Below are 26,148 nucleotides of genomic sequence, written 5' to 3'. Positions count from 1 at the left end.
GATGTCCTTAGGCAGGCGCGGTCGATGGGAACCACCGGCGTCCAAGCCGCAGGGCCACGTGAACGAGCAGGATAAGGACGGGCACCTCGACAAGAGGCCCGATGACTGCTGCGAATGCGACTGGGGATGCCAAGCCAAAAGCAGCAATGGCGACCGCGATTGCCAGCTCAAAGTTGTTGCCAGAGGCGGTGAAGGCGATTGCCGTGGTTCGGGGGTAGTCTGCGTCGATCAGCTTGCCCATGAAGAAGCTGATCAGGAACTGCACCACGAAGTAGATGGTGAGCGGAATAGCGATCCGGATGGCGTCTATCGGCAAGCGCACCACGTCACCGCCCTTCAGCGTGAACATGGCGACAATGGTGAAGAGCAGCGCAGCCAACGTGATCGGGCCAATCCGCGGCAGGAACACGGCCTCGTACCAATCCGCCCCCCGTTTCGCGACGAGTAGCCGACGCGTCAGGAAGCCGGCCAAGAAGGGCAGCCCAAGGTAGATCAGCACCGCCTGGGCGATCGTCCAGAAGCTCACGTCGATCACGCTGCCCCCAAGACCGAAGAGCGGTGGAAGGAAGCTGAGGAACAGCCAAGCGTAAGCGCTGAAGAAGACGATCTGGAAGATGGAATTGAAGGCCACCAGGCCTGCGACATATTGGTTGTCGCCCCGCGCAAGCTGGTTCCAGACCAGCACCATGGCGATACATCGCGCGAGGCCGATCAGGATGACGCCCGTCATGTATTCAGGGCTGTCTCGCAGGAAGATAACGGCGAGCACGAACATGAGGGCCGGGCCGATCAGCCAATTCTGGACCAGCGACAGGGCAAGCACGCGCTTGTCTGCAAACACCTTCGGTAGATCGTCGTAACGGACACGTGCCAGCGGCGGGTACATCATCAGAATGAGGCCGATCGCGATCGGCACGTTGGTCGACCCAATCGACAGGTCATTCAGCGCCGATGGCAGGCCCGGGAAGACGCTGCCGAGCACTAGGCCCAGAGCCATCGCGGCGAAGATCCAGAGCGTGAGCCAGCGATCGAGGAATCCAAGCCGCTCAGGGCGGGAAAGCTGCTCCATCAGCTCAGCTTCTGGCCAGCGGTGTCGACTACCTGCTCGCCATCCTCCTTGGCGAAGGCGCCGCCTTGGGGATCGGGCAAGATATCGAGCACCGCCTCGGATGGGCGGCAGAGCTTCACTCCCAAGGGCGTCACCACCAAAGGCCGATTGATGAGTATCGGGTGCTCGATCATAGCGTCGATCAGCGCCTCGTCAGAGAGACTGGCGTCCTGCAGTCCAAGTTCAGCAAAGGGGGTGCCCTTCTCCCGCAGCAGGTCGCGTGGTTTCATTGCGGCTCGTTTGATCAACTCGACGAGCAAGGCCCGCGCCAGTGGGGTCTTCAGATACTCGACCACGTGGGGCTCGACGCCGGAGTTGCGGATCATTGCCAGCACGTTACGCGACGTGCCGCAGGCAGGATTATGGTAGATCACGATGTCGGTCATGGGCGGTTCCGTCAGCGGCAGGTGAGTTCGGCGATCAGCGGGTCACAGAGTTGCGGACTTCCACTGCAACAATCCTTGGCCAGGAAGAGCATCAGCTCGCGGAGCGTATCGACCTCGGCATGCTGGACCTGATTGCGGCCCTGCTTTTCGGCTCGCACCAGTTTGGCCTTCGCAAGCACTGCAAGGTGTGTGGATAAGGTGCTTTGGGTGATACCAATCTGGCTCACGATCTCGCCTGTCGTAAGCCCGGTGGGTTCCTGTCGGACGAGGAGCCGGAAAGTCTCAAGCCGGGTCGGGTTCGAGAGCGCCGCCAGCGCGGCTAGAGCTTCTTCCGCTGTCATTTATCGGGATTAACCGATGAGTCTTTTGGAGGCTAGTCCCCAAGAACTTTGGACTTGGCCCGTGGCTGCCTCATTTGTGTCTTCCTGGCGACTGAGGTTCTCGATGAGCCTCCTCGCGAAAAATCGGCCACGTGATGGAAAGCGGCTCTTGAGCGTGCAGCTGAGAGGATCACCTTGGCAGTGCCAGTTTGATTGCTGTCCAAGTGCGGAGATTCCGTCCTACAATCTTGAAACGAGGAGACTCGCTGGTCGGCCCTTTGGTCGGATTCGCGTTGAGGAGCGTCGGTTCGCGTGAAAATCGGGCAAATCTCTACGGCAAGCGGTGTAAGCCAGCGGATGATCCGGCACTACGAGAAGATCGGCTTGATACCTCAGGCAGCCAGGCGCGACTCCGGCTATCGCGATTATGACGAGCGCGATCTCCATACGCTTCACTTCATAGGCCGAGCGAGAGACGTCGGCTTTCCTATCGAGGACATTCGGCAGCTTCTGCAGCTTTGGCAGGACCGTTCCCGTTCCAGCGCCGATGTTAAGACACTGGCTCTCGCCAGGGCAGAAGAACTCGGCCGTAAGGCCCGCCAACTAGAGGAGATGCGGGCCACTCTGCAGGGCCTTGCCGATGCCTGCAGCGGTGATGATAGGCCTGATTGCCCCATCTTGGCGGGCCTTGAATCCGCAAAGTGTAAACTAGAAGGCACTTGACCCTGACACAGTGTCAAACCCTATATGGGCATCTCATGATAGAGTCCGGCCCAGCAGGGAACGGAAGCGTCTAGAACGGATTGGGCCTACTAGCCGACATAATGCACCTGCTACGTCACATCACGAGCCTTCGAGGGCTTCTGCAAGCGCTTCTGGCGCTGGCGGTGCTTGTGGCCCCGGTGACGGCGAACGCAATGGAGCAGCAGTCAGCTCCCACATCTTCGCACCACCAGCAGACGAGTGCATCCGCGCATTGCGATGGGGCATCTGATGAGGGCTCCAAGCCCGAGAAGGTGCCCGGCAAGAACTGCTGTGCATCGATGTGCATGGGTATTGCAGTGACACCGACAGCTCCCGCTGCGGACCACATGGTTATCCATGCGGACGTCACATCGTCGCCATCAATCGTCCTGATTGGCTCACCGCGCGAGCTTGCTACACCTCCTCCACGATCTGCGTGAAATCGAACAAATTCTCGATTTCACGGAGACTCACATGAACAAGATTCTGACGGCAATCGCTCTGTCAATTGCTCTTCCGGCGGTTGCTCAGGCCCAGGTTGCTCCTGCGCCTGCTCCCAAGGCCACCTGCTGCGAGAAAATGGACAAGCCCTGCTGCAAGGACATGAAGTCCGACTGCTGCAAGGACATGGACCATTCCAAGATGGACCATTCCAAGATGGGCCATGACATGAAGGCTGGCACCGATCCGCACGCGGGCCACGACATGTCCAAGACTGCCGCACCCGGCAGTCACCAGCACTAAGCCGCTCTGAGGAAGCTGGCGGTGCGCCTTAGGGCCGCCGCCGGCCCCCTTTCGCGCCATGACTCCGCAAGGATCCTACATGTTTGATAAGCTCGCTCTCGAGCGGCGCCAGTTTCTGCGCGCCGCCGCCCTTGGCGGTGCCGGCGTCGGCTTCGCTGCTGCTATGCCAGCCTGGGCACAGACCGTGTCTCGCGGGATCGCTCGGCCGCTACCTACCGTTAGCGGCTCTGATATCGCTCTGACGATCGGCCAAGTCGCCGTGAAGGTGGACGGCAAGGTTAGCCGCGCCATCGGAGTGAACGGCACCGTGCCAGCTCCGCTCGTCCGCCTCAAGGAAGGTGAGCGTGTACGCCTGCGGGTGCAGAACACGCTTGATGAAGAGAGCTCGATCCACTGGCACGGGCTGCTCGTGCCTTTCCAGATGGACGGGGTTCCAGGCGTCAGCTTTCCAGGCATCATGCCTCGCTCGACCTTCACCTACGAGTTCGCGGTCCCCCACTACGGGACGTACTGGTACCATTCGCATTCGGCCTACCAGGAGGAGGATGGCCTTTATGGCCCGATCATAATCGATCCGGTCGGGCCTGATCCTGTCGCTTACGACCGCGAGCACGTGCTCGTCCTCTCCGATCACACGCCGCTGAGCGGCGCCACGGTCTACAAGAAGCTGAAGCAGATGGGCGGTGGCTACTTCAACCATCAGCGCCTGACCCTCTCGGGTGCGCTTGCCGGCCGCGACATGCCTGCCAAGGAGCGGCGTGAATGGGCCAAGATGCGGATGGACCCCGCCGACATCGCCGACGTCACTGGATCGACCTACAATTTCACGGTCAATGGCCACGGACCTTACGACAATTGGACGGGCCTGTTTCGTGCCGGCGAACGCGTGCGGCTTCGCATCATCAACGCGTCGGCCCAGACGAACTTCAATGTCCGCATCCCTGACCTGCCGATGACGGTCGTCCAAGCGGATGGTCAGAATGTCCGTCCCGTTACCGTTGATGAGTTCCAGATCGGCGTCGCTGAAACGTTTGATGTCGTCGTCACCCCCGGGGACCGCGCCTACAGCTTCGTCAGCGAGGCGATCGACCGGTCTGGAATGGGTCGAGCCACGCTTGCGCCGCGCGAGGGGATGTTCGCGCCCGTTCCACCACTCCGCCCCCGTCCCCTGCTCACCATGAAAGACATGGGCATGGATATGAGCGGCATGGCGGGGATGGATCATGGCGGGATGGCCGGCATGAACCATGGCGGTATGGCCGCAGACGGACCTAACATTCCGAACGTTGCCGTTCGGCGAGGTGTCGATCCCTCGGCTGAGCAGAACGCGTCCCGCAATCTGTGGAAGCTGACGGGCTGGAAGGAGCCCACCGACCACGGAACGATCAAGGCTGCCGCCGGAGCGGCCGTAGCAGCCACGATGAGCGGCATGGGGCAAGGCTCTATGGCCGGCATGGACCACGCAGCCATGGGTCATGGCACTGCTGGACCCGCTGCGGCTGGCTCGATGGCAGGCATGGACCATTCGGCCATGGGACATGGCTCTTCGGCGCAGGGTGGCGCCATGCAGGGTATGGATCACGGATCCATGAGCATGCGTGATTTCAAGAACGCGCCTCAGGTCGACAAGAACCCTGGTGTCCAGTCGATCTCGCCGATGCCGATGGACCGAACTGGCGAGCCACCCCAGGGTCTCGAGGGCATGGATCACCGGGTACTTACCTACCGTGATCTAGTGGCTCTTCAGCGCAATCCCGATGTCCGCGCACCGACCCGCCAGTTGGAAATCCACCTTACCGGGAACATGGAACGCTACATGTGGGGCTTCGATGGTAAGAAGCTCAGCGAGCCCGCTGATCCCATTCCATTCCGGCTCAACGAACGGGTACGCGTCACATTGGTGAATGACACCATGATGCCCCACCCGATCCACTTGCATGGGCATTTCTTCGAACTGGTCACTGGCCATGGGGCTTACGGCCCTCGCAAGCACACCGTGAACGTGCCGCCAGGGGGCAAGATGACCTTCGACGTGACCGCCGACGCGGCCGGCGACTGGGCGTTCCACTGCCACAACCTCTACCACATGACTGCCGGGATGATGCGGGTCGTCACCGTGCGCCCCTTGCAGGGAGACATGCAAAATGACCTCGCCTCTTAAGCTGGCTCTGCTTGGAGCCGCAGCGGCTGTCGTGCCGGCAGCACCTGCAGCGGCGCAACATGCAGGGCACAGCAATCAGCCTGCCGCAAGTACGTCGGCGCAGTCTGCTTGCCTTCCGGAGCATGCCGCCATGGGCCACTGCACGCCCGCGCCGGCTCGACCCGTGCAAAGACAACAGCCCGGGGCAGGAACAAGGGCCGCACCGACTTCAACCGCACAGTCTGCCTGTCCGCCCGAGCATGCAGCCATGGGCCATCGTACGCCGGCCTCCGCACCTCAGTCGCCGCAGCAACAAGCTTCGGGAGCTATACCGGCTCGATCGACGCCTCCGCAGGTGACCTGCCCGCCAGAACATGCCGCGATGGGGCATTGCACACCCGCAGGTCCAACAACGGTGCAGGCAGCGCCTGCTCGAACGACCACAGCTACTCCTGGAGCTGCGGCGGGTCAGACCGCCTGTCCTCCCGAGCATGCAGCGATGGGTCACTGCACACCCTCGGCGCGTCAGGCTCAGTCGGTGCCCGCCCCCAAGGCTCAGTCTGCACCAGCTCAGACGGCCTGTCCGCCCGAGCATGCTGCGATGGGGCACTGCACGCCCTGGTCTACAAAGGCTCAGTCAGTGCCCGCCCCCAAGACCCAGTCTGCACCAGCTCAGCCAGCTTGTCCGCCCGAGCATGCAGCCATGGGTCACTGCACGCCGACTCCCGCCCAAAGCTCGACGCAATCCAGTGTTGCGCCCGAGGGCACCAATCTTCCGGCCGGAAACGCGCCCCCGCCACCTGTACCCACTGCGAATGCAGCGGACGCATTCTACGGCCGAGCGGCCATGGAAATGGGACGACATCACCTTGATGAGTTCCATGGCAACCAGAAGTTCTTCCAGATCTTGAACAACATCGCGGAGTATCGAGCCGGGAAGGGCGCTGATGGCTACGGCTGGGAAAGCGAAGCCTGGTACGGCGGCGACATAAACCGGTTCTGGCTCAGGACCGAAGGTGAAGGCGCCTTCGGTGAGGGCATCGAGAGCGCCGAGGTCCAGGCCCTCTACAGCCACGCAATAGACCCATACTGGAATGTGCAAGGCGGGCTTCGCTATGATTTCAAGCCGAACCCATCGCGCGTGTACGCTACCGTGCAGCTGGAGGGACTTGCCCCCAGCTTCTTCGACGTGGAGGGCGCGCTCTTCCTGTCGAACAAGGGCGAGCTCTCCGCTCGCGTGGGCGGCTATTATGATCAGCGTATAACGCAGCGTCTCATCCTGCAGCCAAGGGTCGAGTTCGACTTTGCCGCTCAGAATAGCCGCGAGATTGGGGTCGGTGCTGGCCTGTCCAAGGCCGAATTCGGTGCTCGCCTTCGGTACGACATCAGGCGTGAGTTCGCTCCATACATCGGTGTTCAGTACGAGCGCGCTTTCGGCAGAACCGCCAGTTACAGGCGAGCCGAGGGCGAGAAGGCGGGCGCTCTCCAGCTGCTCATCGGCGTACGAAGCTGGTTCTAAGGAGAGGCTAGATGAAGCACGCATTTATGCTCAGCGTCGCACTGCTCGTCGCATCACCAGTGGTTGCTCAGCCCAGTCGAGCGCTGCCGGCCGCGGCCCAGCGCGCCGATGTCGCGGCAATCAAGACCGTTCTTGCGCAATACAAGGATGCGATCGAGAAACTTGACGCGTCCAAGACCGAGCGCTTGTTCCTGAAGAACTCTGCGATCTTCGAGACAGGCGGTGTGGAGGGTACATACGCCAACTACCTCGCGCATCACCTCGGTCCCGAGTTGCGCGAGTTCAGGTCATTCCGCTTCTCGGACTACAAGGTGGATGTTCATCTGCTTGGACCAGGGGCAGCCCATACTGTTGAGACCTATAAGTACCGCATCGAGACCAAAGGCGGCGAAACCGTGGATCGCGTCGGCGTAGCGACAAGCGTCCTACGCAAGGAGGACGGTCGCTGGAAGATCGTCATGATGCACAACTCCGGCCGAAAGCCGCGCACGCCATGATCCTCACTCAACCCGGCAGGTCATTCTGGCGCCAGCTGGTCATCGGCTTTGTGCTGCTTTGGGCTGCGTTGATGGTGCTCTCGGCCTCGGCCGCTGCTCATGAGGGCCACAAGCAGCAGCGGCAGGCGCAATTGGCTGCACAGCAGCGACTGCAGCAGCAGCGAGCCGCTTCCGTTCAGATGCAGCAGCAGCCGCAGCCGCAGCAGCAAGCCTCTTCCAATCAGATGACACCCGGCGAAATGCACGAGAACATGGGTGAGATGATGATGACGCCCACGGACCGCTCGAAGATGAGTTTCTTCGAAAGGCTGCGGACATGGCTGGGCGCCTTTCACTCGATCATCGTGCATTTTCCGATAGCGTTCTTCCCGGCTGCCCTATTCACAGCAGTGGTTGGCCGGCGACGGCCGGCTTTCAGTACGCCGATTCAGTTCCTGGTGGTCGCCGGCGGGGTCGTCGCGCCCTTTGCGGCGCTTCTGGGCTGGTTGAACGCTGGCTTCGAGCTCATCGACCCGGATTCGCTGTTGCTTGCACATCGCTGGCTTGGAACGGGGATCGGGCTCGGGGGCCTTGCGCTAGCACTCTGGGCGTGGCGTCGACCGTGGGAAGATCGGGGTGCCGGAATGATCCTCTCGCTCTCAGTTATGACCGCCGCAATTGCCGTCCAAGGTTGGTTCGGTGGGTCGCTAATCCATGGGGTCGCACACCTGAACTGGTGAGGAGTTAGGACATGCAGCAGTCACAGCACCACAATGGAGAAATGCACGATCCCGCAATGATGCGACGGCACTACTGGCTGCTCGCGCTGAACCTCGCGATCAGCCTGGCCATCATGTATTTCGTCATGTTCGCCATGATCAACTCACTCGGTGAGTTCATCCAGAACGTGAACTTCTTCTACATGGCTTTGATGATGTGGGCACCGATGGGCTCGCTGATGCTCATCATGATGGGCGGCATGTATAAGAACAAGCGCCTGAACATGGCGCTTCACGCCCTCTTTGCCGTCATTCTAGTGCTGTCCTTCTTGGCGACGCGTCAGCAATGGCTGGTCGGCGACAAGCAGTTCCTGCGCTCGATGATCCCGCATCACTCCGGTGCGATCCTGATGTGCCGTGAGGCGACGATCAGAGACGCCGAGATCAAGCGTCTATGCGAGGAGATCATTCCTGCTCAGCAGCGTGAGATCGACGAGATGAAACAGATCATGGCGCGCATGTAAGCTGGCCATCGGAGGTAAGTCATGGGAGTCCGTCATTCAGCGTATAGGCAATGGAAGGTTGCCGCCTGTTGCTTGCTGATGAGTGCATCGCTTGCGGGTTGCGGCAGTTCCGAGCCCGCCAGCAACAAGATAGCTACGGCTGAGCCAACAATCACTCAAGCTCAAGCTGCTACGCCGACGAAAGCCGAAAGCATCACCGTCTTTCGAGACCCGAACTGCGGCTGCTGCTCGCTCTGGGCTGAGAGAGCCCGGCAGGCCGGATACGATGTGCGGGTGACGGATCGGCCAGACATGGCTTCGGTGAAGCAGCGCTATGGCGTGCCGACGGACCTAGCTTCCTGCCACACCAGCCTCGTTGGCGGCTACGTTATCGAAGGTCACGTTCCCGCTGAGGATGTCGACAGGCTGCTTCGCGAACGTCCATCGGACATCAAGGGGATCGCCGTGGCAGGAATGCCCACTGGGTCACCTGGCATGGAAAGTCCGGATGGCACGAAGGAGCCATTCGACGTCGTCGCCTTCGGGGCGAACGGCCAAACTCGCCTCTACCGATCAGTGAAGGGCTGATCGGCCGAGACTTACGAAACTTGAGCGGGGCGGCTCTCGAGGAGTACGAACATGAACAAGGTGACGACTTTCACGGCTTTGCTGATGGCTACGGCTGCGTTGGCCGCATGCGGATCGACGGCGGATAATCAGGTCGTCGCCAACGAGACTTCGATGGATGCCAACATGGCAGCAGGCAACTCCATGCAGATGAGCGGGCCCTTTGGGGAAGCCGAGATGCGCATGGACGAGCAGATGATGGCTGCGGTCGGCAGCGACGTCGGCCAAAACTGGCTCAAGAAGATGATCGTGCACCATCAAGGCGCGGTAGACATGTCCCGCATCGTTCTGGACCAAAACCCCACCGCCGACGTCGCAAAGATGGCGCGGGAGACGATCGCCAAGCAGGGTAAGGAGATCGAGGATCTCCAGAAACTCGTTCAGGAGGGTGCGCCCGACCAGCGCAGCGCCGAACTCTACCGTCCTGCCATGATGGACATGCACCAGAAGATGATGGCGGCTTCGGGCGCGGATATCTCGCAGACCTACATGCGCAAGATGCTGGAGCACCATAAGGGTGCTGTGGCGATGTCGGACGTGGCTCTTGCGAACGGAGTGACAGGCACGCTTCGCAGCCAGATCCAGAAGACTCGCGCGGATCAGCAGAAGGAAATCGCCATGGTTGAAGCCATGCTGCGGGGCGAACCGATGCAGAGCGCTATGCAGCAATCGGGAGCGAAGACCGCTGCGCAGGCCAAGGCAGAACCCGCACCGGCAGATACGGCTAAGGCCGAACCGAAGGCTCAGCCGAAAGCCACAACAGCTGCCCGTCCGGCCGAGCCGAAGGCAAGCGCCGCGCCTCCTGCAAAGGCCGAACCTGCCCCTGCGGCATCGACTTGCGCTCCGGAGCATCGCGCAGCAGGGCACTGCTGATCGGATGAGAAGGTGATGGGTCTCGATTGGCGCGAGCTTATCCCTTCCGTCATCCTCAGAAGAAATGGGCCGGCAGTGGCCTGCCGGCCCGCCACCAAACTCGCTGGGGGAGCGATCATCAACTGATGCGCAGCCATGTGATTGCCCGAAAAACTCACAAGTGGCTTGGCCTCTTCCTTGGCCTGCAAGTGGTCGTTTGGTCGCTCAGCGGCCTTTACATGACCTCGATCCACATCGACACGATCCATGGCGATCACTTCGTGCGCCATCAGCAGCCACCGGGCGTAGATGCGGCAACGCTGAGAGATCCGATCGCCCTGGCTTCGTCCTCCGGTGCCGAGAATGTCCGTTTGGCGTGGATCGATAGCCGACCGGTCTATGTCCTGACCGGTCAAGCTGGTGAGCAAGTTGTCGACGCTAGAAACGGAGAGGCTGTTGCCCATCCAATGGAGCAGCAGGTCCGGGCGCTCGCCCGCTCATACTACACCGGCCCCGAGCCAATCTCGTCTGCGAGGCTGATCACCGACATTCCGGGCGAGATAAGGGGCCGGAAGCCGCCGCTCTGGCGCGTGGAGTTCGCGCACTGGAACAAGCCGACGCTCTACCTCTCGCCGACGACCGGCGAGTTGGTTTCACGCCGTCATGAGCTTTGGCGTATCTTCGACTTCGTCTGGATGCTGCACATCATGGACTATGATGAGCGCGAGAACGTCAACAACCTGGTGCTGCGTGTTTTCACCTGGGGCACCGTCCTGCTCGCCCTCTCAGGTGCCTGGCTTCTGCTCTATGCCTTCCCGAGAAAAAAGAAGAAGGGAGCGGCACGAGCATGACCATCAAGTCGATCTGGCTCCGTCGCATCCATAGATGGGTTGGCCTGATCATCGGCGTTCAATTCCTGCTGTGGGCAATCAGTGGCACTGCCATGGCGTTGCTCAACATGGAGGAGGTCGCCGGGGGCAAGCGAGGCGGACAGAGCACGCCGGGGCTGCGAGCCACGCCAGTCGCGTGGCCACGGGTCCAGCAGGCGCTTGCTGGCCAGTCTGTAACCAAGGTGTCGCTCCAGCCGCTGCCTTGGGGCCAGCACCTACTGGTGACTTCCCCAAGCGCGGGTGTCCGCCTGTTCAACGCTGCTACCGGCTTGCCAGTCCAGATAGGGAAGCGCGAGGCTCAGCTAATTGCTGCCGCTGCTCATCCGGATCGCGCAGTCGTTGCCCATGTGACGCCGCTCACCGAATTGACGCTAGCTGTTCGAGAACACCAATTACCGATTTGGCAGGTCGCATTCCGCGACGACCGACACAGCAGTTACTATGTGTCAGGCACTACCGGCGCGGTCCTGGAACGCAGGAATGACACTTGGCGCTGGTGGGACTTCTTCTGGATGCTCCACAACATGGACTATGCCAAGCGCACCAGCTTCAACCACCCGCTCATAGTGACCGTTGGCATAGCTATGGCATGGTTGGCGGTGACAGGCTTTTGGCTGCTGTTCCGTACGATGTGGCGGCACGATCTCACATGGCTGAAGTTTTCCAGGGGAACTCCTTCGGGCGCGGGCACTCGATAGTTTTGGTTTGGGCGGGCAGGTGATCCTTCGCCCAAGGTCCGTGATTGGCCAAGAACTGAAGGGAAGCAGACCGTCTGCGTTCGGCCAGGTGCGGACGCACAAGCTGCAAGTGGTGGGCTGGCGAACCAGCCCACCTCAAGCTCACACTTCAGTCGCCTCGGCCAGCGCCAAGGCGTCTTCCACTTCGACACCTAGGTAGCGGACAGTTGTCTCAATCTTGGTGTGACCGAGTAGGATCTGCACGGCCCGCAGGTTGCCTGTCTGCTTGTAGATTAGGGCTGCCTTGGTGCGTCGGAGGGAGTGCGTGCCGTAATCCTCTGGGCGCAGGCCAATCGCAGTCACCCATTCGTCGACAAGGCGAGAATATTGTCGAGTGCTCAGATGAGCGAGCCTGTCAGTGCGGCTGGGGAAGACATACTCATCGAGAGAGCCTCCTCGCAGCTCAAGCCACTGGAGCAGACTTGTGCGGGCCGGCTCTAGAAGCTCGAACTGTACTGGACGGCCAGTCTTTTGTTGGATGACGATTGCTCGCTGACGGATGCGGGCTCCGCTGACCAGCTCGTCAATCTTGATCTTGACGAGATCGCAACCCCGAAGCTTGCTGTCGATCGCAAGATCGAAGAGAGCGCGATCCCGCAGGCGATGCTCCTGCTCCAGGAAGAAGCGCACGGCCCAAACCTGCTTGGGCAGCAGCGGCCGCTTGGCACCTAGCTTACGGCCAACATTCCAAGCCGGACGGTCGTTCTGACCGGGATCGTAGATCGCATGTCCCATGCTTCATCTCCTCAGGCCAACAGCGGCCGAGAAGAAAACGCGGGCACCGGCTGGGATTGGGTCGTCCCAGCGACCGGCGGTAAGGACCGTTAGAGACGGTCGGTGCGCGATATCTAATCAGCGGCTCGCGTTTCAATGTCAGCCTTAAGGGCCTAAAATAATGCCGGCACCAATTTCGAGAAACTAGGGGCCGAATCCGTGCGCTTCCGGCGCAGCCATCGAAGGGACGACCAATGGACGAATTTGCCCGGTTGATGAGCATGGAGGGTGTGCGTCCTCTTGATCAACCGAAAGAAAAATCCCGCAGTCTGACTGAAGGGTCAGGCCCAATCTCCGGCGAAGGCGCCGTGACCACGCCGGAATTGATCCCCGGTGGCCACGCGTGGGTTAGAGGTCCCCGCGCGCGCACTGCGCTGGAGACGGCGCTTGAGCGCCTCGCCACCGAGATCCGCGATGGACGACCTGGCTGGGCGACCGGCATTCGTCAGGATGGTAAGACTGTCACGTTGCCTGCCTCGTCAGGAGCGGCGGCGCTGCTTGGCACCGCAGATCGCCAGTCGCTGCGCCTTATGATCGTCGGTGGCGACGGCTGGACGTTCGTCATGCATCCGCTGATGGGGGTCGCGACCCTGGATGAGGATCCCACCTAGATCCTGGTGAACCAGCGTCCGGTTGCGGGGCGTGGCAGAGCTGTACTGAACGTCGGCTTGTGGGTCTTCGCGGCCGCAGTTTGCCTCGATGAACGATCGTCCGCTTTAGAGCAGCAGCCAAGCGGACCTGAGCGTCCGGGAATGGGTCTTTCCAGACGCAAGAGCTCGCTGAACGAACCCCCAATCTAAGGCTTGGCGCTGCCGGTCCGCTTTCCATTGGCCGCGGAGATAAGGGAATTTCGAGCCGAGTTTCCGCGTCTCCAGCCTCGCACGGCGTTTCCGCTCGGAACACCGCGTTTTTGGCTGAAAGGGCGAAATCGTCTCCGATCACCCGGTGCTCCCCTCAAGAGCATCGGAGATAGTCGGCAGTAGGAGGCGCAGTCTTCATGAGATTGCCCGGGCCAGAGACGTAGTATTAGACGCAAGTTCGGCTGAAAACTGGCTCTCCGAGGTGCCTAGTCTCTGCGAACTTGTTTAGAATGGTGCCCAGGGACGGGATCGAACCGCCGACACTGCGATTTTCAGTCGCATGCTCTACCAACTGAGCTACCTGGGCCCACGGCTCGGCCGGAGTGGCCGCAGCGGGAAGCGCGCCTCTAGCTTTCGTCCCCGCCGCTGTCCAGCCTCTCGGGGTCGGCCGGCGGGCCGGGAATGCGATAACCGTCGCCGAGCCATTTCAACAGGTCGCGGTCCTTGCACCCGCGGCTGCAGAACGGCTGGTGCGCCGCGCTCGGCGGCTTGCCGCAATAGGGGCAGGGTTTAGGCTTGCTCGGCATGGCCGCCGGAGATGGCGAACGATGCGTCGCCGCGCAAGCTGACCGCTCCGCCAATTCGTCGCGCGAGCACGTCGAGCCATTCGGGCCGCGCTTCGAGGACGGCGATGACCCGCGGGTGCGCGACCAGCCGACGAGCGCCGACTTCGGCCTCGGCCCGTCGCAGCAAGGCGCGCGCCTCGAATTGGTCGCGATCCGCGGCAAGCTCGACCAGCGACGCGCGAGGCCGCGGCCGGACGATTTGCACGAACCCGAAGCCGTTCATCGCCGTCCGCTCGAACGGTCGCGGCAAGTAGGTCTCGAGAATCGAATCGACCTCGCCCCGCTCGTTCTTCGCCTTGAGCGTCGGGAAATCGATTCCAATCGAGCCGCCGATGTCGAGCCGGGCGATCGCCCGAGCCGCCGCCCAGGCGCCCATCTGCGCCAGCTTGCCGGGCACCAGCCAGCCGTCGACATCGATCGTCGTCATTGCCGCGGTCGGCTCGATCCTGAGCTCGCCGCCGTCAAACCGGATGATCCCGCTGCGCGCCTCCTCGAGCAACTCGTCCCAGCCTTCGATCCGGCCATGCGGGCCCTCGGCGAGCGGCGGTGCTTCGCAAGGCTCGGCGTCGATCAGCCGTGCCAATCCGCGCTTCCACGGCTCGCGCCCGCCGAGTGCCTCGCGCGTCACCTCCACTACCAGCCGCCCGCCTTCGCTGATCCCGCTCCCCCCGCGCGGAAGCAGGAATTGCTCGCCGCCAGCCTCGACCATCACCCGCGGCGCTACCGCCGCAAGCCGCGCTTCGAGAATGGTACCGGCGGGGGTCACGCCGTCGCGCCGCACGCGCGCCGCGACGATCTCGCCCGCCTCGACCAGCGCCGCGCGGGTCTCGCCGATCCCGTCCTCGACGATCCACTCAGCCAAGCGGGTAGCCTGCGCCGATCAGCATCACCCGGGTCTCGGCCAGCGGCAGTCCGACAACGTTCGAATAGCTTCCGGCGATATGTCGGACATAGACCTCGCCATAGCCCTGCAGCGCATAGCCGCCGGCCTTGCCGCGCCACTCGCCGTGCGCCGCGTAGAATTCGATTTCCTCGGCGCTCAGCCGCTTCATCGCGATCATCGTCTCGACCAGCCGGCTGCGCACATCCCCTCCCGGGAGCGCAAGCGCCACGCCGGTCATCACCCGGTGCCGCCGCCCGGAGAGCAACGCCATGCAGCGCCGCAGCGTCGCCTCGTCCTCGACCTTGGGAAGAATCCTCCGGCCGACCGCGACGACCGTGTCGGCCGCCAGCACCAGCGCCCCTCGATGGCGCGTGGCCACCGCCGCCGCTTTCTCCTCGGCTAGCCGAAGCGCATGGGCGCGGGGCAATTCGCCCTTGGCCACGCTTTCATCGATATCGGCGGGGTCGACCTCGTCCGGGGTGATGCCGATGCGGGCGAGAAGATCGAGGCGGCGCGGGCTCGCCGAGGCGAGGACGAGCTTCATCGGCGAATCCGGCGCATCAGGCTTGCGGGCCGGGGCCTCCGCGGCCGGGCATGAAGCGATAGGTGATGCGGCCCTTGGTCAGATCGTACGGCGTCAGCTCGACCAGCACCTCGTCGCCGGTCAGCACGCGGATCCGGTTCTTGCGCATCTTGCCGGCAGTATGGCCGAGGATCTCGTGGCCGTTCTCGAGCTCGACGCGGAACATCGCGTTGGGCAGCAGTTCGACCACCCGTCCGCGCATCTCGAGAAGTTCTTCCTTGGCCATGCAATCCTGTCGGTATGAGTTACGGAGAGTTGGCGGCCCATAGCCGCAGCGCCGGTCAAAGAAAAGGCGGAGGCCGAAGCCCCCGCCTTCGCTTGCCCTGAGCGTCGGACTAGGCCGCGCCGCCAGCCAGCGCCGCCAGCAACAGCAGCGCGACGATGTTGGTGATCTTGATCATCGGATTGACGGCCGGACCGGCGGTGTCCTTGTAGGGATCGCCGACAGTGTCGCCGGTCACCGCGGCCTTGTGTGCCTCGCTGCCCTTGCCACCGTAATTGCCGTCCTCGATATACTTCTTGGCATTGTCCCACGCGCCGCCGCCCGAGGTCATCGAGATGGCGACGAACAGGCCCGAGACGATGACGCCCAGCAGCAGAGCGCCGAGCGCGGCGAAGCCCTGTTCGCGCCCGGCGATCGCGGCGATCGCGAAATAGACCGCGATCGGGCTCAGCACCGGAAGCAGCGAGGGTACGATCATTTCCTTGATCGCGGCCTTGGTCACTAGGTCGACGGTCCGCGCATAATTGGGCCGCGAGGTGCCGTCCATGATGCCAGGGTTGTTGCGGAACTGGTCGCGCACGTCGAGCACGACGTTGCCCGCCGCGCGGCCGACCGCGGTCATGCCGAGCGCTCCGAACAGATAGGGCAGCAGCGCGCCGAGCAACAGGCCGACCACGACGTACGGGTTGGACAGCGAGAAATCGATCCCGCCGGGGCCGACCCCGAGCTCGCTCGCATAATGGTCGAGGTCGGTGGTGTAGGCGCCGAACAGCACCAGCGCGCCAAGCGCCGCCGAGCCGATCGCATAGCCCTTGGTCACCGCCTTGGTGGTGTTGCCGACCGCATCGAGTGCGTCGGTGCGGTTGCGCACCTCGTCCTCCATGCCCGACATTTCGGCGATTCCGCCGGCATTGTCGGTCACCGGACCATAGGCGTCGAGCGCGACCACCATTCCGGCCAGCGCCAACATCGCGGTCGCCGCGAAGGCGATTCCGATCAGACCGGCGAGCTGGTAGGAGACGATGATCCCCACGCAGATCACCAGCGTCGGCAGTGCGGTCGATTCCAGGCTGATCGCCAGGCCCTGGATGACGTTGGTGCCGTGGCCAGTCTGGCTGGCCTTGGCGATCGACTGGACCGGACGATAATTGGTGCCGGTGTAATATTCGGTGATCCACACGATGAGGCCGGTGACGGCAAGGCCGACCAGCGAGCAGTAGAACAGGTCCCAGCCGGTGAAGCCGCTGTCGACCGCTCCGATCGCGACCGCCGGATCGACGTCCGCTCCGGCCGCTTCGCGCGCGCTGCCGATGACAGCATCGAGGTCGCCGAGGCTGAACGCCATCACGCCGAAGATCGCGAGAACCGACAGGATTGCGGTGATCCAGAAGCCCTTGTAGAGGGCGCCCATGATCGATTCCTTGGCGCCGAGGCGAACGAAATAGGTGCCGATGACCGAAGTGATGATGCACACCCCGCCGATGATGAGCGGAAGGCTCATCAGGGTCAGCATCTGCTCCGCCGGGGCACTGACGAGAAGCGCGATCAGCACCATCGTCGCGCCGACCGTGACGACATAGGTCTCGAACAAATCGGCGGCCATTCCGGCGCAGTCGCCGACATTGTCGCCGACGTTGTCGGCGATCACCGCCGGGTTGCGGGGATCGTCCTCCGGGATCCCGGCCTCGACCTTGCCGACCAGGTCGGCGCCAACGTCGGCCGCCTTGGTGAAGATGCCGCCGCCGAGACGGGCGAAGATCGACACCAACGACGCGCCGAGCGCGAGCGCGGTGAGCGCGGTGACCACTTCGCGGTCGGCCGGCTCGTAGCCACCCGGACCGGTCAGGAACCAGAACAATAGCGTAATGGCGAGCAGCGCCAGGCCAGCGACCAGCATGCCGGTGACGGCGCCGGCGCGGAACGCGACGGTAAGGCCGCGCTGCAGGCTGGTGCGCGCCGCCTCGGCGGTGCGGACGTTGGCGCGGACCGAAACGATCATGCCGATGAAGCCGGTGACTCCGGAGAGCAGGGCGCCGATCACGAATGCGGTCGCGCTCAGCTCGCCGAGGAACAGGAAGACCAGGACCGCGACGATCAGGCCGACGATGGCGATGGCGGTGTACTGGCGGCGCAGATAGGCGCCGGCGCCTTCCTGGATCGCTCCGGCGACTTCGACCATCCGGGCATTGCCGGGCGACGAGCGAAGCACCTGCTGGCTGGTGAGGATGCCGTAAAGCACCGCCAGACCGCCACAGGCCATGGCTATGTAAAGCAAATTCATGGCGTGAAAGACCCCCTGATCGGACGGGCAGAAACGATCCCGCGGACCGCGCCCATGAGAAACCGAGCGGTGGTGTAGGCAGGCCGCAAGCGGCTGTCCAGCCGGGCGATTATCCGATCAGAAGGGCGGTCGCCATGCCCGACGCCAGGCCGAGGCAGGCGATCAGCCATTGGCGAGTGCTAAGGGCAATGTTCATGGCCGAGCCGCTCCGGAACCGGCACTTCGGCACCTTCGAAACGCAGGGACAGTCCTGCGCCCTCGGTCAGCCGGCCGATCGCGTGCAATTTCGCGCCGTCCGGTAAACAAGTCGCTAACGCGGGGTCCGAAGCGGCGGCGAGCAAGGCATAGTCGTCGCCCCCGGTGGCGGCGAACAGCCGCGCCTCGAGCCCGTCGCCGCGTTCGGCGACGAAGACAGGGCTTAGCGGCAGCGCGGAAAGGTCGATCTCGGCCTCCAGATTGCACGCCTCCGCCATTCGGGCAGCGTCGATCAGCAACCCGTCACTGACATCCATCATGGCCGTGACCCTTTCTGCCAGAGCGCGCCCTTCGGCAATCAGCGGCCGTGGCTGGCGATAGGCTTCGACCAAGGGACCTTCGGCGGCCGCGTCGTCACGCAATTGCGCAAGTCCGGCAGCGGCATCGCCAAGTGTGCCGACGAGCCACAGCGTGTCTCCGGCCTTCCCGCCCGATCGCCTCGGAGTCACCGGACCGGCTCGACCAAGTGCCGTCAGCCCCAGCACTCTGGGAGCGCTCGGCGGGAGCGCGATGGTGTCGCCGCCGATCAGCGCCATTCCGAACGCCTCGAACGCCTGTTCAAGCCCGTCGAGGAACGCGCTCTCCCACGCGCCGTCGCCATTGATCGTCAGCGAAAGGAGCCCAGCGGTGGGCTCGGCACCCTTGGCGGCGAGGTCGCTCGCGTTGACCGCCGCCAGCTTCCAGCCGACCGTCTCGGGCGGGTCGCCGGGCAGATAATGCACCCCCTCGGCGATCGTATCGTGGGTGATCACCCAACCGTCGAGCAGCGCCGCATCGTCCATCAACCCGCGCGCCGCCGGATGCCGCGCCATCGCCCGTACTCGGGCGATGATGTCGCGCTCGTTCAGCGCCGCACATCCTTGGCGATCGCGTCGAGCAGGCCGTTGACGAAGCCCTTCTCGCGCTTGTCGTAGAAGGCGTCGGCGACATCGAGATATTCGTCGATCACGCTGCCCACCGGGACATCGGGCCGTGCGACCAGCTCGTAAGTGCCGGCACGCAGGATGGCGCGCATCGGCCGGTCGAGCCGCTCCAGCGTCCAGCCCTCGCTGAGCTTGGCCGCGATCAGCCCATCGAGCTCGGCTCGGCGCGCGTCGACGCCACTCACGACATCGTCGAAGAAGCTCGCCTCGGCCTCGGCATAGGTCGCGTCCTCGATCGTCGCACCGAGCCGGTGATGATGAAATTCGTGGAGCAGCGGCGCCAACGCCAGGCCCTCCATCTCCATCTGGTACAGCGCCTGGACCGCGGCGAGCCGGGCGGCGGAGCGGGACAGCGAGCGGGTCTGGGAGCGGGTCGACATGGCTAGCGCGCCTAGCCGCTCAGCGTCCCGCGAGGAAGGGCCTGAGCCCGTCCGCGACCGCTTCGGGTGCTTCCCACGGCGCGAAATGGCCGACTCCGGGCAGCGGCACGACGGTGACATCGCGCCCGACCTCTTCGATGCCCTCGAGCTGGACCGGACGCAGCGCACGATCGTCCATGCCCCAGATGACGCACACCGGGATGTCGATCTTCGGCAGCGCGAAGTCCGGCACCGGCACGGTGATCCCCGGCGGCGGGACGACCAGCTTGGACGCACGATACCAGTTGAGCATCGCCGTCAGCGCGCCCGGCTGCGACCAGTCGGCGATGTAGCGCTGGCGCTCCTCGGCGCTGACCTTGGTCATGTCGACGTGCGGCGCGAAACTCTTGTCGAAGAACGCCTCGAAGCCGATCCCCTCGACCATCCGCTCCAGCCCCTGCTTGCGAAAAGCGCGGATATACTGGCTCGCGGCGCGCTGCTCCTCGTCCTCGATCAGGCTTTTCTGGAAAATCAGCGGATGGGGCGAGTTGACGATCCCGAGCCGCTCGACGCGGGGATTGCCGCTGAGCGCTGCCATCCAGGCGATTGCTCCGCCCCAATCGTGCCCGACCAGCGCGAACCGCTCGATCTCCAGCGCGTCGGCGAGCGCGAACAGGTCGGCGAGCAAAATTTCGGACTCATAGTCTGCCACATCCTGCGGCTTGTCGCTCGCCCCAAAGCCGCGCTGGTCGGGCATCGCCAACCGGAAGTCGTCGGCCAGCAGCGGCGCCAGCGAGCGCCAGGTGCGGTGCGATTCGGGAAAGCCGTGCAGCAGGATGACCGGCGGAGCATCGGCGCGCCCGGCCAGCGCGACGTTCATCCGGATGCCGGTCGAAAGCTCAAGCAGGCGCTGCTCCATCACGGATAGCTCACCGTATTGGGTTGCTCGGGGATCGGGATCCATTCCTCCTCGTCGCCCGGGACGACCGGAAAGCGGCGGGCGGTCCAGTCGGCGCGCGCCTGGACGATCCGTTCGCGGTCCGAGCTGACGAAATTCCACCACACGTGGCGCGGTGTCGCGAACGCGCCGCCGCCGAGCAGCATGGCGCGGCCGATGCCCGCCACGATCACCTCCGCCCCCGGCGCGAGGACGTAGAGCGTGAACAGCGACAGGCGAGTCCCGTCGAGCGTCACCGTCCCCTCGGTCGCCATAACCGCACGCTCGTCCGCTTCGGGCTCGATCTTCAGCGACCCGCCGTTCAGCCGAAGGTCTGCATAGATGGTCGGCGAGTGGCAGTGAGCCGCAGCCTCGGCACCCCATAGCCGGCCCATCAGGACCCGTGCGCTGACGCCCGTGTCCTCGATCAACGGCAGGCCGCTCTCCGGCACATGGTCGAACGCCGGATCGACCTCCTCCTTGCCGTCGGGCAGCGCCAGCCAGGTCTGCATGCCGTAGAGAGTGCCCCCCGCGGCGCGCTCCTCGGCCGGGCTGCGCTCGGAATGAACGATCCCGCGCCCCGCGGTCATCAGGTTGATCGCGCCGGGACGGATCACCTGATCGGTGCCGAGGCTGTCGCGGTGGTGGATCGCGCCGTCGAACAGATAGGTCACGGTGGCGAGGTTGATGTGCGGGTGCGGCCGCACGTCCATCCCCTCGCCGGACGCCATGCTGGCCGGACCGAATTCGTCGACGAAGATGAACGGCCCGACCATCGTCCGCCCGCGCGACGGCAACACCCGCCGCACCTTGAACGCGCCGAGATCATGTGTGACGGGCTCGATGGCGATCATCAGCTGGCCTGGCTCGCGTCATGATCGGCGTCCGAGCCCCACCAGCGGCGTAGGCGAAGCGCCGGACGCGACCGGGCAAGCATGACCAGCAGCGCGATCAGCAGCGCCCACGGCAGCAGCACGGCCAGCGCCTTGAGCAGGAAGCCGACCATCATGGCGACGCTGTCAACAAACAGATACCACGCCTCGCGAACCGGGTTCTCGCCGGCAAAGCCGCGCCCGCTCGCACCGCCGAGATACGTGAAGTTCATCGGCGTCCGGCGGATTTTCGCTTCCGCCGTCGTTTCCTGCGCCTGGGCCTGCTCGACCTGATCGCGAAGCTCGCGAAGTTGCTGGCGCAGCGCGACCCGCTCCTCGTCTCCTTTGGCCGTGCGCAAGGCCGCCTCCAGCCGAGCAATTTCAACGCTCGCCCCGCCTTCTCGGCGGGCGGCATCCTCCAGGGCGGGATTCTGATCCTCTCCCTCGATTTCTGTGTAACGCAACGCGCCGTCCCGGCGCTGCACCACGGCAATGGCGTCCCGCCCAAAGCTGCGGGCGAGCAACGGATCTATAGCGAGCTTGAGCGTCCCTTCGACCCGGTCGCGCTCATCGAGTCGATAGGTCATTCCGGTAATGCGGCAGCGCTCGAGCCCGAGCTTCTCGCACGCCGCGGCATGCTCCTCCTGAGCCGCGCTGATCGCCGGATCGGCCAGCTGGAAACCGTAACTGTAGGTGAAGGCAACCCCTGGCGCAGCGGTCGGGACGATGCCTGGCGCCGCGGCGACATCCTCCGCCAAGTCGGCCGATTCGCCGACCTGCCCACGCTCCGCGCCATCGCTGCACGCACCAAGCAGCGCGAGCGCGGCCAAGACCATTCCGATGCGACGCTTGAACATGCTTACTCTCCCGGCGCGCTGGCCTTGATGCTGAGGGCGTGGACCCGCTCGTCCATCAGTTCGCCGAGCGCGGCGTAGATCGCGCGCTGGCGCTGGACTCGGGTCATGTTGGAGAAGGCCGGGCTTTCGATTGCCAGGCTAAAATGGCTTTCGCCGGCGGGATTGTAGCCGCCATGGCCGCGGTGCTGCTCGCTGTCGTCGGTCAGCGTCAGTCGGGTCGGGGCCAGCGCTGCCTCCAGCCGGCGGATCATCTCGGCCGCGACGGGGCCGGTGGAGGTCGTGCGCATCGCCGCTATATAGACGCCTTGAGGCCGCGAGGAAGCATGGACATCGTCATCACCAAAGGCGAACGCGAAGACCGCATCGAGGCGCGCCGCGGCGACGGATCGGTTGCGGCCTTCCGGCTGCCGCACAAGGGGCCTGTGCCGCACGACGTGGTCCATTTTTTCGTCGAGCGCGCCCTCGGCCGGCGCGACGGTTTCTGGGGGATGGTCGCCGCCGGCCGCGACCCGGCCGAGATCGGAGACCTGGCCAAGGCCGCCGGCCACGCCAGTGCCAAGCGCGCCCGGGCGCCCGATGCCGATTTCGTCGCGATCATCCAGGTCGAGCGGCTGGTCGAGGCGTTCGAAGCCGATCTGTGGGGCGGGGGCGACGGGCATGACGGCGTGCGCAGCATGGCCGCGGCCGGCTGCGCGCAATCGCTGGTCGCGCCGATGGCGATCGATGGCGCGACGATCGACCAGGTGCGCGGCGAGATCGCCGATTTTCGCGATCGTTGGGTCGCCTTGCTGGCCGGCGCAACCGTCACCCTCGATTGGCCGTTGGCGGCCTGATGAAGCAGAGCAAATTTCACGGCCGGGTCGAGGGGCGGGCGGCGCATTGCGCGATTCCGGGCTGCGACGAGCCCGGCGAATTTCGCGCGCCGCTCACCCCCGGCGGGCCGGACGGGCCGGGCTCGTGGCGCTGGCTGTGCCTCGACCATGTTCGCCAGCATAACAGCGCCTACAATTTCTTCGCCGGCATGAGCCCCGACGAGATCGAGGCGGCGCAATCGCCAATCGCCGGCTGGGATCGCAATGTCCGCGCTTTCTCCGCCGCGGGCGCCGACCCGGCGCCAGCATGGGCCGACTTTCGCGATCCGCTCGACGCCATTTCGGCGCGCTTTCGGCCAGGCCGGGCAGCGCCCAGGGCGAGCCGCTTCGACGCCCGCGAGCGCGACGCGATGGGCGTGCTCGGCCTTGCCGACGATGCCGACCGGACCGCACTCCGCCGCCGCTATTCGGAACTGGTGCGCCGCTATCACCCGGACCGCAACGGCGGCGACCGCAGCCACGAGCGCGCGCTGGCCCGAGTGATCGACGCCTATCAATTGCTCAAGACGGCGCGCGCCTTCGCCTGATCATTTCTCGCGCAAGGCGAAGGCGACCGACACCGAGACAGTCGCCCGATTGACTCCCGGGTTGAACGAGGCGGGCGGCGGCGGCGGGGCTGCCGGCGCGGCGGACATCTGCACCGCCATGGTCTCGCTCGCGTCCATCGAGATCGGCGGCGGCGAGTAGCCGCCTTCGCCATTGTCGCGGATGGTGAGCACCCGCGCCACCTCAAGGCCGGCCGCCTCGGCATAGGCATCGGCGCGCGAGCGGGCTGCCTTGAACGCCATCGCATAGGCGGAGCGGCTGGCGGCCTCGCGGTCCGACACGCTGAGCGCCGGACCGCGCATCAGGTTCGCGCCGCTTTCGGTAGCGGCGGTGATTGCCTCGCTGACCCGCGCCATGTCGCGCAACCGCACCTCGACCGTGTTATAAGCGCGGAAGCGGCCGCGGTCCTTGCCATAGTCGATCCGGCCGAGCGCGAGGTTCTCGGTCTGCATGTCGTCGCGGCCGACCTTGAAGCCCTCTAGCGCGGCGGCGACCCGCTGCATCTTCTCGTTGTTGAGGCGGCTCGCCTCGCGCGCATTGGCGGCGATGGTCTCGACCCCAAGCCAGAACCGCGCCTCGTCGGGACGAGTCTCCGATCGGCCAGTGGCGCTGACGGTCAGCAGGGTTTCGTCCCGCTCAACCCCGCGCACACCGGGCGGGGCCGGGGTGCAGGCGGCGGCGGCAAGGGCGGCGAACGCAATCGGGACATGACGCATGACAGGCTCCTGACGAACGCGCGCAGGATATAGTGTCACATGCCTGCGTCAATCAGTCCCGGTCGGGGGCTCCGAGCGGGAAATAGTGTCGGTAGGGTCGGGCGCGCTCAACCGACTGCTGAACGGCTGGGTGAGCGAGCAGGCGCGCGCGATACGCGGCAAGTCGTGGCCGGTCGCCGCCAATCGGCTCGACCCAATCGGCGTAGAACAAGGCCGGGGCGGCGGCGCAGTCGGCGAGGGTGAAGGTGTCGCCCACCGCCCACTCGCCGTCGGGCAAATTTGTCTCGAGCCAGTCGTACGCGGTGCGCAGCGCCGCGATCCCGCGCGCCGCCGCGAGACCCTCGCCGTCGGGCCAGATCGCATGGTTGACCGATGGCTGCATATTCCCCTGGACGTGCAGGTCGAAGAATCGGTCGAGAAAGCGGACTCGGCGGCCCTCGGCACCATCCGGAATCCAGCGGTTCGGCCCGGGGTGGTGGGCCTGGAGATGTTCGATGATGCAGCTCGTCTCGGCGAAGACTTCGCCATCGTCGACCATCAGCGGGAATTTGCCGAGCGGCCACAGTCGCTTGAGCTCGTCCATATTGCCCGGCTCGGACGGATCGACGTTGCGATAGGCGTAGGGCGTCCCGTCGGCGTCGAGCGCGATCTGCACCTTCCAGCAGAAGGAACTGAACGGGTGCGCGAAGAGCGTGAGGCTCACCAGCTGCCGTCCGCCATTTCCGCCTGACGCAGCTTCTCGCGCTCGCTCGGCTCGCCGGTGACATAGCTGCCGAGCGCGACGGGACCCGCCGGCTGGTAGGTAACGATAATGTTGCCACGGTCGGACACTTGGTGGCCCGTCATTTCCAGTGTCCGCGGCGGGGTGCCATCACCGAACATACGTTTGCCTTCGCCCAGCACCACCGGCGAGATCATCAGCGTCAGCTCGTCGAGCAGCCCAGCTTCGAGCAGCTGGGGATAGAGCACGCTGCTGCCCTGGATCACCAGGTCGGGACCCTCGCTTTGCTTGATCGCGCGGAGCGCCTCGATTCCATCGACCCGCTGGCTATTGCGCCATTCGAGCGGCTGGTTGCCGTGAGTGACGACATATTTGGTGCAGGCGTCGAACGGATCACGAATCTGCGCCATCTCGTCGGGCGCATAGGGCCAATAAGCGGCGAAAATTTCGTAGGTCCGGCGGCCGAGCAGAAGGTCGAACGGACGGCCGAACAGTTCGCCGATCTTGGCCTCGATCGCCTCGTCGCCAACCGGCGGCAACCAGCCGCTGAAACGAAAGCCGCCGGTCGTGTCCTCATTCGCACCGCCGGGGCCCTGCATCACCCCGTCGAGGGTGACAAACGCCGCGCCGACGATCCTACGCATCGGCGCTCTCCGTGGCGGTCTCGCCGCGCACCGCCGCCTCGATCCGCGCGTGGTCGATCTTGCCCATGGTCATCATCGCCGCGAACACGCGTTTGGCCACCGCCGGGTCCGGGTGCATGTTGCCCTCGAGTAGGATGCGCGGCGTGATCTGCCAGGCATAGCCCCAGCGGTCGGTGCACCAGCCGCAGTCACTGGGCTGGCCACCATTGTCGACGATCGCGTTCCAGAAGCGGTCGGTCTCGTCCTGGCTTTCGGTGACAATCATGTTGCTGACCGCCATGTTGGGCTTGAATTGGGGGCCGCCGTTGAGGCCGACGAAGGCGCGGCCGAGCAGCGTGAACTCGACCGTCAGCTCGTCGCCGGCCGCTCCGCCGGGGTAGTCGCCGGGCGCGCGCATCGCCTCGCCGACGCTGCTGTCGGGAAAGGTCGCTGCGTAGAATTCGGCCGCCTTGCGCGCCTCGCCGTGATCGAACCACAGGCAGGTTATCAGCTTTTCGGTCATTGCCCTCTC

Annotated in this window: 33 protein-coding genes and 1 tRNA gene; 14 read left to right on the top strand and 20 right to left on the bottom strand. The window is 64.5% G+C overall.

Features of this window, described 5'->3' with window-relative positions:
• Positions 1-7: 7 nt before the first annotated feature.
• Genes arsB through D0Z60_RS09060 form a run of 3 tightly spaced genes read right to left on the bottom strand, consistent with a single transcriptional unit; the run spans position 8 to position 1,835 of the window.
• The gene (gene arsB / locus D0Z60_RS09070) at positions 8-1,069 is read right to left on the bottom strand and encodes an ACR3 family arsenite efflux transporter (protein WP_118857939.1); all 1,062 of its coding nucleotides are present in this window, start codon (positions 1,067-1,069) and stop codon (positions 8-10) included.
• Positions 1,069-1,494: an arsenate reductase (glutaredoxin) gene (arsC, locus tag D0Z60_RS09065; RefSeq protein ID WP_118857938.1), complete on the bottom strand. Its 426-nt coding sequence runs from the start codon at positions 1,492-1,494 to the stop codon at positions 1,069-1,071. Before arsC ends, arsB begins: the two co-directional genes overlap by 1 nt.
• 11 nt (positions 1,495-1,505) lie before the next feature.
• Positions 1,506-1,835 (bottom strand): ArsR/SmtB family transcription factor, encoded by a 330-nt coding sequence (locus tag D0Z60_RS09060; protein ID WP_118857937.1) that lies wholly within the window; start codon positions 1,833-1,835, stop codon positions 1,506-1,508.
• Positions 1,836-2,126: 291 nt separating this feature from the next.
• Between D0Z60_RS09060 and cueR the strand changes: the two genes are divergently transcribed.
• From cueR to D0Z60_RS09005, 11 genes are all read left to right on the top strand, one after another.
• Positions 2,127-2,537, top strand: a complete 411-nt coding sequence (gene cueR / locus D0Z60_RS09055) for a Cu(I)-responsive transcriptional regulator (protein ID WP_118857936.1) — start codon at positions 2,127-2,129, stop codon at positions 2,535-2,537.
• A 495-nt stretch (positions 2,538-3,032) separates the two neighbouring features.
• The gene (locus tag D0Z60_RS09050; protein ID WP_118858523.1) at positions 3,033-3,302 is read left to right on the top strand and encodes a hypothetical protein; all 270 of its coding nucleotides are present in this window, start codon (positions 3,033-3,035) and stop codon (positions 3,300-3,302) included.
• A gap of 79 nt (positions 3,303-3,381) precedes the next feature.
• Complete coding sequence (locus D0Z60_RS09045) at positions 3,382-5,463, top strand: copper resistance system multicopper oxidase (RefSeq protein ID WP_118857935.1); 2,082 nt, start codon at positions 3,382-3,384, stop codon at positions 5,461-5,463.
• Between the two features lie 832 nt (positions 5,464-6,295).
• Positions 6,296-6,961: a copper resistance protein B gene (locus D0Z60_RS09040; protein WP_240325596.1), complete on the top strand. Its 666-nt coding sequence runs from the start codon at positions 6,296-6,298 to the stop codon at positions 6,959-6,961.
• Positions 6,962-6,972: 11 nt separating this feature from the next.
• Positions 6,973-7,458 (top strand): nuclear transport factor 2 family protein, encoded by a 486-nt coding sequence (locus D0Z60_RS09035; RefSeq protein WP_118857934.1) that lies wholly within the window; start codon positions 6,973-6,975, stop codon positions 7,456-7,458.
• Complete coding sequence (locus D0Z60_RS09030; protein ID WP_118857933.1) at positions 7,455-8,177, top strand: DUF2231 domain-containing protein; 723 nt, start codon at positions 7,455-7,457, stop codon at positions 8,175-8,177. Before D0Z60_RS09035 ends, D0Z60_RS09030 begins: the two co-directional genes overlap by 4 nt.
• A gap of 11 nt (positions 8,178-8,188) precedes the next feature.
• Positions 8,189-8,680, top strand: a complete 492-nt coding sequence (locus tag D0Z60_RS09025; protein WP_240325595.1) for a DUF305 domain-containing protein — start codon at positions 8,189-8,191, stop codon at positions 8,678-8,680.
• 78 nt (positions 8,681-8,758) lie between these two features.
• A complete protein-coding gene (locus D0Z60_RS09020) occupies positions 8,759-9,247 on the top strand; it encodes a DUF411 domain-containing protein (RefSeq protein WP_118857932.1) in 489 nt (162 codons plus the stop codon).
• 51 nt (positions 9,248-9,298) lie between these two features.
• On the top strand, positions 9,299-10,159 hold the full coding sequence (locus D0Z60_RS09015) for a DUF305 domain-containing protein (RefSeq protein ID WP_118857931.1): 861 nt from the start codon (positions 9,299-9,301) through the stop codon (positions 10,157-10,159).
• Between the two features lie 26 nt (positions 10,160-10,185).
• The gene (locus D0Z60_RS09010; protein ID WP_240325594.1) at positions 10,186-10,989 is read left to right on the top strand and encodes a PepSY domain-containing protein; all 804 of its coding nucleotides are present in this window, start codon (positions 10,186-10,188) and stop codon (positions 10,987-10,989) included.
• Positions 10,986-11,726: a PepSY domain-containing protein gene (locus tag D0Z60_RS09005; RefSeq protein WP_118857929.1), complete on the top strand. Its 741-nt coding sequence runs from the start codon at positions 10,986-10,988 to the stop codon at positions 11,724-11,726. The genes D0Z60_RS09010 and D0Z60_RS09005 overlap by 4 nt, the downstream gene beginning before the upstream one ends.
• A 141-nt stretch (positions 11,727-11,867) precedes the next feature.
• On the opposite strand, the gene D0Z60_RS09000 is transcribed toward D0Z60_RS09005, so the two are convergent.
• Positions 11,868-12,500 carry a tyrosine-type recombinase/integrase gene (locus D0Z60_RS09000; RefSeq protein ID WP_118857928.1) on the bottom strand — a complete coding sequence of 211 codons (633 nt, stop codon included), beginning with the start codon at positions 12,498-12,500 and terminating at the stop codon, positions 11,868-11,870.
• A gap of 233 nt (positions 12,501-12,733) precedes the next feature.
• Between D0Z60_RS09000 and D0Z60_RS11730 the strand changes: the two genes are divergently transcribed.
• Positions 12,734-13,150 (top strand): hypothetical protein, encoded by a 417-nt coding sequence (locus tag D0Z60_RS11730; protein WP_162888169.1) that lies wholly within the window; start codon positions 12,734-12,736, stop codon positions 13,148-13,150.
• A 480-nt stretch (positions 13,151-13,630) separates the two neighbouring features.
• On the opposite strand, the gene D0Z60_RS08995 is transcribed toward D0Z60_RS11730, so the two are convergent.
• From D0Z60_RS08995 to D0Z60_RS08940, 12 genes are all read right to left on the bottom strand, one after another.
• Positions 13,631-13,706, bottom strand: a tRNA-Phe gene (locus tag D0Z60_RS08995).
• A gap of 40 nt (positions 13,707-13,746) precedes the next feature.
• Entirely contained in the window at positions 13,747-13,926 is a 180-nt protein-coding gene (locus D0Z60_RS08990) for a DNA gyrase inhibitor YacG (RefSeq protein WP_118857927.1), read from the bottom strand.
• Positions 13,910-14,827 carry a ribonuclease E/G gene (locus D0Z60_RS08985; RefSeq protein ID WP_118857926.1) on the bottom strand — a complete coding sequence of 306 codons (918 nt, stop codon included), beginning with the start codon at positions 14,825-14,827 and terminating at the stop codon, positions 13,910-13,912. Before D0Z60_RS08985 ends, D0Z60_RS08990 begins: the two co-directional genes overlap by 17 nt.
• Complete coding sequence (locus D0Z60_RS08980) at positions 14,820-15,392, bottom strand: Maf family protein (RefSeq protein WP_118857925.1); 573 nt, start codon at positions 15,390-15,392, stop codon at positions 14,820-14,822. The genes D0Z60_RS08985 and D0Z60_RS08980 overlap by 8 nt, the downstream gene beginning before the upstream one ends.
• Positions 15,393-15,408: 16 nt before the next feature.
• Positions 15,409-15,657, bottom strand: a complete 249-nt coding sequence (infA, locus tag D0Z60_RS08975) for a translation initiation factor IF-1 (RefSeq protein ID WP_118857924.1) — start codon at positions 15,655-15,657, stop codon at positions 15,409-15,411.
• A gap of 109 nt (positions 15,658-15,766) precedes the next feature.
• Entirely contained in the window at positions 15,767-17,935 is a 2,169-nt protein-coding gene (locus tag D0Z60_RS08970; protein WP_118857923.1) for a sodium-translocating pyrophosphatase, read from the bottom strand.
• A gap of 179 nt (positions 17,936-18,114) precedes the next feature.
• A complete protein-coding gene (gene thiL / locus D0Z60_RS08965) occupies positions 18,115-19,038 on the bottom strand; it encodes a thiamine-phosphate kinase (RefSeq protein ID WP_118857922.1) in 924 nt (307 codons plus the stop codon).
• Entirely contained in the window at positions 19,035-19,493 is a 459-nt protein-coding gene (gene nusB, locus D0Z60_RS08960; RefSeq protein WP_118857921.1) for a transcription antitermination factor NusB, read from the bottom strand. The genes thiL and nusB overlap by 4 nt, the downstream gene beginning before the upstream one ends.
• A 19-nt stretch (positions 19,494-19,512) precedes the next feature.
• Complete coding sequence (locus D0Z60_RS08955; protein WP_118857920.1) at positions 19,513-20,391, bottom strand: alpha/beta fold hydrolase; 879 nt, start codon at positions 20,389-20,391, stop codon at positions 19,513-19,515.
• Positions 20,391-21,263, bottom strand: coding sequence for a pirin family protein (locus tag D0Z60_RS08950; RefSeq protein WP_118857919.1), 873 nt, complete (start codon positions 21,261-21,263; stop codon positions 20,391-20,393). Before D0Z60_RS08950 ends, D0Z60_RS08955 begins: the two co-directional genes overlap by 1 nt.
• Positions 21,263-22,138 (bottom strand): DUF4349 domain-containing protein, encoded by an 876-nt coding sequence (locus tag D0Z60_RS08945; protein WP_118857918.1) that lies wholly within the window; start codon positions 22,136-22,138, stop codon positions 21,263-21,265. The genes D0Z60_RS08950 and D0Z60_RS08945 overlap by 1 nt, the downstream gene beginning before the upstream one ends.
• 2 nt (positions 22,139-22,140) lie before the next feature.
• Positions 22,141-22,425 carry a BolA family protein gene (locus D0Z60_RS08940; protein WP_118857917.1) on the bottom strand — a complete coding sequence of 95 codons (285 nt, stop codon included), beginning with the start codon at positions 22,423-22,425 and terminating at the stop codon, positions 22,141-22,143.
• A gap of 36 nt (positions 22,426-22,461) precedes the next feature.
• Here D0Z60_RS08940 and D0Z60_RS08935 point away from each other — a divergent pair, with 36 nt between their 5' ends.
• Both D0Z60_RS08935 and D0Z60_RS08930 read left to right on the top strand, forming a co-directional pair.
• Positions 22,462-22,971: a hypothetical protein gene (locus tag D0Z60_RS08935; RefSeq protein ID WP_118857916.1), complete on the top strand. Its 510-nt coding sequence runs from the start codon at positions 22,462-22,464 to the stop codon at positions 22,969-22,971.
• Positions 22,971-23,537 carry a J domain-containing protein gene (locus tag D0Z60_RS08930; protein WP_118857915.1) on the top strand — a complete coding sequence of 189 codons (567 nt, stop codon included), beginning with the start codon at positions 22,971-22,973 and terminating at the stop codon, positions 23,535-23,537. The genes D0Z60_RS08935 and D0Z60_RS08930 overlap by 1 nt, the downstream gene beginning before the upstream one ends.
• On the opposite strand, the gene D0Z60_RS08925 is transcribed toward D0Z60_RS08930, so the two are convergent.
• From D0Z60_RS08925 to D0Z60_RS08910, 4 genes are read right to left on the bottom strand one after another with little or no spacing between them, the layout of a single operon-like run.
• Positions 23,538-24,272: an SIMPL domain-containing protein gene (locus D0Z60_RS08925; RefSeq protein ID WP_118857914.1), complete on the bottom strand. Its 735-nt coding sequence runs from the start codon at positions 24,270-24,272 to the stop codon at positions 23,538-23,540.
• 52 nt (positions 24,273-24,324) lie between these two features.
• Positions 24,325-24,975 (bottom strand): glutathione S-transferase family protein, encoded by a 651-nt coding sequence (locus tag D0Z60_RS08920; RefSeq protein ID WP_118857913.1) that lies wholly within the window; start codon positions 24,973-24,975, stop codon positions 24,325-24,327.
• Complete coding sequence (locus tag D0Z60_RS08915) at positions 24,972-25,637, bottom strand: dihydrofolate reductase family protein (protein ID WP_118857912.1); 666 nt, start codon at positions 25,635-25,637, stop codon at positions 24,972-24,974. The genes D0Z60_RS08920 and D0Z60_RS08915 overlap by 4 nt, the downstream gene beginning before the upstream one ends.
• Complete coding sequence (locus D0Z60_RS08910; RefSeq protein WP_118857911.1) at positions 25,630-26,139, bottom strand: VOC family protein; 510 nt, start codon at positions 26,137-26,139, stop codon at positions 25,630-25,632. Before D0Z60_RS08910 ends, D0Z60_RS08915 begins: the two co-directional genes overlap by 8 nt.
• Positions 26,140-26,148: the final 9 nt, after the last annotated feature.

Origin of the sequence: Sphingomonas mesophila (assembly GCF_003499275.1) — a bacterium.
Classification (GTDB): Bacteria; Pseudomonadota; Alphaproteobacteria; order Sphingomonadales; family Sphingomonadaceae; genus Sphingomicrobium; species Sphingomicrobium mesophilum.
Note: the sequence above shows the minus strand (reverse complement) of the source record. Positions and strands in the feature narration are given on the sequence as shown.